The organism is Luteolibacter pohnpeiensis (assembly GCF_016595435.1).
Classification (GTDB): domain Bacteria; phylum Verrucomicrobiota; class Verrucomicrobiia; order Verrucomicrobiales; family Akkermansiaceae; genus Luteolibacter; species Luteolibacter pohnpeiensis.
Genome location: NZ_JAENIJ010000070.1, coordinates 1 through 5,627, shown reverse-complemented (window position 1 = coordinate 5,627; position 5,627 = coordinate 1). Strand labels below are relative to the sequence as shown.

At 50.7% G+C, this 5,627-nt stretch carries 2 tRNA genes and 3 rRNA genes; all 5 read right to left on the bottom strand.

Annotated features, from left to right (window positions below):
- Nucleotides 1-42 precede the first annotated feature (42 nt).
- Nucleotides 43-158: ribosomal RNA gene (rrf, locus tag JIN85_RS19675) — 5S ribosomal RNA — on the bottom strand.
- A 287-nt stretch (nt 159-445) separates the two neighbouring features.
- Nucleotides 446-3,281, bottom strand: a 23S ribosomal RNA gene (locus JIN85_RS19670).
- Between the two features lie 274 nt (nt 3,282-3,555).
- A tRNA-Ile gene (locus JIN85_RS19665) sits at nt 3,556-3,632 on the bottom strand.
- Nucleotides 3,633-3,722: 90 nt separating this feature from the next.
- Nucleotides 3,723-3,798, bottom strand: a tRNA-Ala gene (locus tag JIN85_RS19660).
- A gap of 259 nt (nt 3,799-4,057) precedes the next feature.
- Nucleotides 4,058-5,597: ribosomal RNA gene (locus JIN85_RS19655) — 16S ribosomal RNA — on the bottom strand.
- Together the 16S, 23S and 5S rRNA genes with 2 tRNA genes alongside form the textbook arrangement of a ribosomal RNA operon.
- Nucleotides 5,598-5,627: the final 30 nt, after the last annotated feature.

The following is a 5,627-nucleotide window of genomic DNA, read 5'->3' as shown; positions in this document are numbered from 1 at the left end:
AAAAAGGAGCCCGGCTCCAAATTGCTTTGGAGCCGGGCTTTTACCTGGCGACGACCTACTCTCACAGGACCTATCGTCCCACTACCATCGGCGCTGTGGCGTTTCACTTCCGGGTTCGGAATGGGACCGGGTGGTTCCACCACGCTCTGGTCACCAGAGGACAATCTTGATTTTCTTCAACAGCCTCTTATCGCTGTCTATCTTCAAAACTGGGTCTCTGGGGAGCTGAGCTATTTTTTCCCAAGTTGCTGGTTTTCAGAGTTCAGTTTTCAGGGAAGAGGCTTTTGTGGCTTCTCTTTCACTGATCACTGCTGTCTGATCACTTGGCACTTGTTCCTGCCCGCTCTCTGACATCCACACGGAGGGTTTCATTCTTTTCAGTCCAACTGCAACGGATTGTTGCTTGGCCATTCACGGTCACTGCAATTTCGAATTCCAAAAAATAGGAATCAAGCCAAACGGATGATTAGTACTGGTAAGCTACATACATTACTGCACTTCCACTTCCAGCCTATCAACGTCGTAGTCTTCGACGATCCTTTGGGGAAAACTCATCTTGGGAGGAGCTTGGCGCTTAGATGCTTTCAGCGCTTATCTCTTCCGAACTTAGCTACCCGGCCATGCCGTTGACACGACAACCGGTGCACCAGAGGTTCGTCAATCCCGGTCCTCTCGTACTAGGAATTGAACCCCTCAGTTTTCCTACGCCCACAGAGGATAGAGGACCGAACTGTCTCGCGACGTTCTGAACCCAGCTCGCGTGCCGCTTTAACCGGCGAACAGCCGGACCCTTGGGACCTTCTCCAGCCCCAGGATGCGACGAGCCGACATCGAGGTGCCAAACTTCATCGTCGATATGAACTCTTGGATGAAATCAGCCTGTTATCCCTAAGGTACCTTTTATCCGTTGAGCGACGGCAATTCCACATTCAACCGCCGGATCACTTAGGCCTACTTTCGTATCTGCTCGGCTTGTTGGCCTCACAGTTAGGCGGGTTTATGCCTATGCACTCGACACACGGTTACCAACCGTGCTGAACCCACCTTCGCGCTCCTCCGTTACTCTTTAGGAGGATACCGCCCCAGTAAAACTGACCGGCTGACACTGTTTCCCGCCCTGATTCAAGGGTCGGGGTTAGATCTTCCAACACCCAAGGGTGGTATCTCACTGATGACTCCATGATCCCCTAAAGGATCATTTCAATGTCTCCCACTTATTCTGAGCATGAGAATCGAAAAACCAATGACAGCTTACAGTTAAGGTCTATAGGGTCTTTCCGTCCTTCTGCGGGTAGGCGGCATCTTCACCGCCATTACAATTTCACTGAGCACCTGGTTGAGACAGCGCCCAACTCGTTACACGATTCGTGCAGGTCGGAACTTACCCGACAAGGAATTTCGCTACCTTAGGACCGTTATAGTTACGGCCGACATTCACGGGGACTTGGGTTCAAAGCTTCGCCTTGCGACTAACATCTTACCTTAATCTTTCCGCATTGGTCACGTGTCACATCCTATACTTGGACTTGCGTCTTGGCAGAATGCTGTGTTTTTGCTAAACAGTCGGTTGGGCCATTTCACTGCGGCCTATAAAACATAGGCACCTCTTCTCCCGAAGTTACGAGGCTATTTTGCCGAGTTCCTTAACCAGGGTTCACTCTTACGCCTTGGTATATTCTACCCACCCACCTGTGTCGGTTTGCGGTACGGGTTCCTTAGCATACACCGGAGCTTTTCTTGGCACAAACTTTGATGATGCGGATCAGCCGTAGCCTCACCTCAGAATTCAATCACCTAGTCATCTCCATTCATGCGTCCCTCCGGTTTAAGGGGCGGAAGTGCAGTAATATTAAACTGCTGTCCATCGGCTACGCCTATCGGCCTCGCCTTAGGTCCCGACTAACCCCGGGACGAATATCGTAGCCCGGGAAACCTTGGGTTTACGGCGGACGGGGATTTCACCCGTCTTATCGTTACTCATGTCTGCATCCTCTCTTCTCAACTCTCCAGGGTCAGTCGCCATCACCCTTCAATGTGTTGAGAATGCTCCTCTACCGCTCATGTCCCCGAGGACATAAGCCCAGAGCTTCGGTATCATGCTTATCGCCAATCATTTTCGGCGCGGAATCTCTCGATGAGTAAGCTATTACGCACTTTTTAAATGGTGGCTGCTTCTAAGCCAACATCCTCACTGTCTGGGAAATTCCACATCCTTTCCACTTAGCATGATTTAGGCACCTTAGCTGCTGATCTGGGTTGTTTCCCTTTTGACGATGAAGCTTATCCCCCACCGTCTCACTGCCGTGTTCTATTGAATGGTATTCGGAGTTTGATAGGGGTTGGTAGACGGGTATGCCCCCTAGCCCTTTCAGTGCTCTACCCCCATTCATAAACACACGACGCTGCACCTCAATGCATTTCGAGGAGAACCAGCTATCACGGGGTTTGATTAGCCTTTCACTCCTACCCTCAGCTCATCCGAGAATTTTTCAACATTCACCGGTTCGGTCCTTCACGCAGTATCACCTGCGCTTCAACCTGGCCAAGGGTAGATCACCTCCGCTTCGGGTCTAGCACGTGCAACTTTTTGACGCCCTATTCGGACTCGCTTTCGCTTCGCCTGCGTCCCCTAAGGACTTAAGCTTGCCACACATACTAACTCGCAGACTCATTAAGCAAAAGGCACGCTATCACAGTAAAAACTGCTCTAACACCTTGTAGGCACACGGTTTCAGGTTCTATTTCACTCCGCTCGCAGCGGTTCTTTTCACCTTTCCCTCACGGTACTGGTTCACTATCGGTCGCTAACTAGTATTTAGCCTTACGGAGTGGTCTCCGCAGATTCATGCAACGTTTCACGTGTGCTGCATTACTCAGGAACACCCTAGGGCCTGGCAGAATTTCGGATACGGGGATCTCACCCTCTGTGTCGCAACTTTCCAATTGCTTCTCCTATTCGTTCAGGTCCCACGACGGGGTCCTACAACCCCGGGGACAAGTCCCCGGTTTGGGCTCTTCCGCTTTCGCTCGCCACTACTGACGGAATCGATTCTCTTTCTTTTCCTCCGGTTACTGAGATGTTTCACTTCACCGGGTATCGCGTGCTTTTTCCTATTTGATTCAGAAAAAGACGATGGCGTATTAACACCATCAGGTTACCCCATTCGGAAATCTCCGGATCAAAGTGTATTTGCCACTACCCGAAGCTTATCGCAGCTTATCACGTCCTTCATCGCCTGTTAGCACCAAGGCATCCACTGTGTGCCCTTTAAAGCTTGATTCCATATTTTGAAATCCAGCTGTTAATGAGTTGATCTTTGCTCTTCTTTCTCAAGAAGAGATCATTTCTCTTTTTAACTTGCCGTAAAAATTTGATGTATATTTGGGAATTCGAATATTTCCAAGGACCGCGTAAGAATGGCTCATTTTTGAACAATCTTCTTAATTTTGCAGTCTTTTGAAAAAAACTATTTCTCCATGTGGATGTCAAAGAGCGGACTTTCCATAGGATGACTTCAATCGAAGTAGAAAAAACGTCTCCCGGTTAAACTGGAATGGTGGGCCTGACTGGACTCGAACCAGTGACCCCACGCTTATCAAGCGTGTGCTCTAACCAACTGAGCTACAGGCCCATTACTGGGATCAGGACGATCCGTTGGATTCCAGGACCCGCATTTCTTTTTAAGCTTACACTTTAAAGAATCGAGACGAGTCGTGAAAGATGGTGGAGGTTAACGGATTCGAACCGTTGACATTCTGCTTGCAAAGCAGACGCTCTACCAACTGAGCTAAACCCCCTTAAATTAACCGGAGGGATCCTTATCACCAGCTCTCGCTCATGAAAAGGTCTTTTTGTTTCTTCTGACTTCTTGAAAGAGGATAAAAGACTAAATCGTGTGCCGCATGTCACTCAATGTCCACGTGGACTTGTTTAAGTGTTGTTAGGTGTGATGGAATTACTTCCAACACAACCCCGTTAGACTCATTCATTGCTAAATGATTCGGGGCTCGACCTTTCACAGGGACCGTGAGATACGGTTTGTGAATTTCTCCGTAGAAAGGAGGTGATCCAGCCGCAGGTTCCCCTACGGCTACCTTGTTACGACTTCATCCCAGTTACCAGCTACACCTTAGGACCCTGTCCCCTTGCGGTTGACACAGGCACTTCGGGTGCGACCGGCTTCCATGATGTGACGGGCGGTGTGTACAAGACCCGGGAACGTATTCACGGCGCCGTAGATGATGCGCCATTACTAGCGATTCCAACTTCATGGAGGCGAGTTGCAGCCTCCAATCCGAACTGGGCCCAGTTTTTTAGATTTCCTCCACCTCGCGGTCTCGGCTCTCATTGTACTGGGCATTGTAGTACGTGTGCAGCCCAAGGCGTAAGGGCCATACTGACCTGACGTCGTCCCCACCTTCCTCCCAGTTGATCTGGGCAGTCTGACTAGAGTTCCCACCTTAACGTGCTGGCAACTAATCACAAGGGTTGCGCTCGTTGCGGGACTTAACCCAACATCTCACGACACGAGCTGACGACGGCCATGCAGCACCTGTGCAAATCCCCCGAAGGGTCACGCGCTTTCACGCGCTTAGAGATGCATGTCAAGCCTTGGTAAGGTTCTTCGCGTTGCATCGAATTAAGCCACATACTCCACCGCTTGTGCGGGTCCCCGTCAATTTCTTTGAGTTTTAGTCTTGCGACCGTACTTCCCAGGCGGTGCGCTTAACGCGTTAGCTCCGGCACAAGGGGGGTCGATTCCCCTCACACCAAGCGCACACCGTTTACTGCCAGGACTACAGGGGTATCTAATCCCTTTCGCTACCCTGGCCTTCGAGCCTCAGCGTCAGATACTGTCCAGCAACTCGCTTTCGCCACGAGTGTTCCTCTCGATCTCTACGCATTTCACTGCTACACCGAGAATTCCAGTTGCCTCTCCAGTCCTCTAGCACGGCAGTATCGGATGCAGTTCCGGGGTTGAGCCCCGGGATTTCACATCTGACTTACCGCGCCGCCTACGCTCCCTTTACGCCCAGTGATTCCGAACAACGCTCGGGACCTTCGTATTACCGCGGCTGCTGGCACGAAGTTAGCCGTCCCTTCCTCTTCCGGTACTATCAACCCTGTCTGCTATTCACAGCCAGGTCTTACTCCCGGATGACAGGAGTTTACAATCCGAAGACCGTCATCCTCCACGCGGCGTTGCACCATCAGGGTTGCCCCCATTGTGAATTATTCTCGACTGCTGCCACCCGTAGGTGTCTGGACCGTGTCTCAGTTCCAGTGTGCCTGATCGTCCTCTCAGACCAGGTACCCGTCGTAGCCTTGGTGAGCCGTTACCTCACCAACAAGCTGATAGGGCGCGAACCAATCCTTCAGCGACAGCCTTGCGGCCACCTTTAATCTTGCGATACCATGGGGTATTAATCCAAGTTTCCCTGGGCTATTCCCCACTGAAGGGCATGTAATTCACGTGTTACTCACCCGTGCGCCACTGAGCATTCTTAATATAAATACCAAAAATACTCCGTGCGACTTGCATGTCTTAAACACGCCGCCAGCGTTCGTTCTGAGCCAGAATCAAACTCTCCGTAAAATGGTTTGGCTGTTAATATTTAAAAAATAT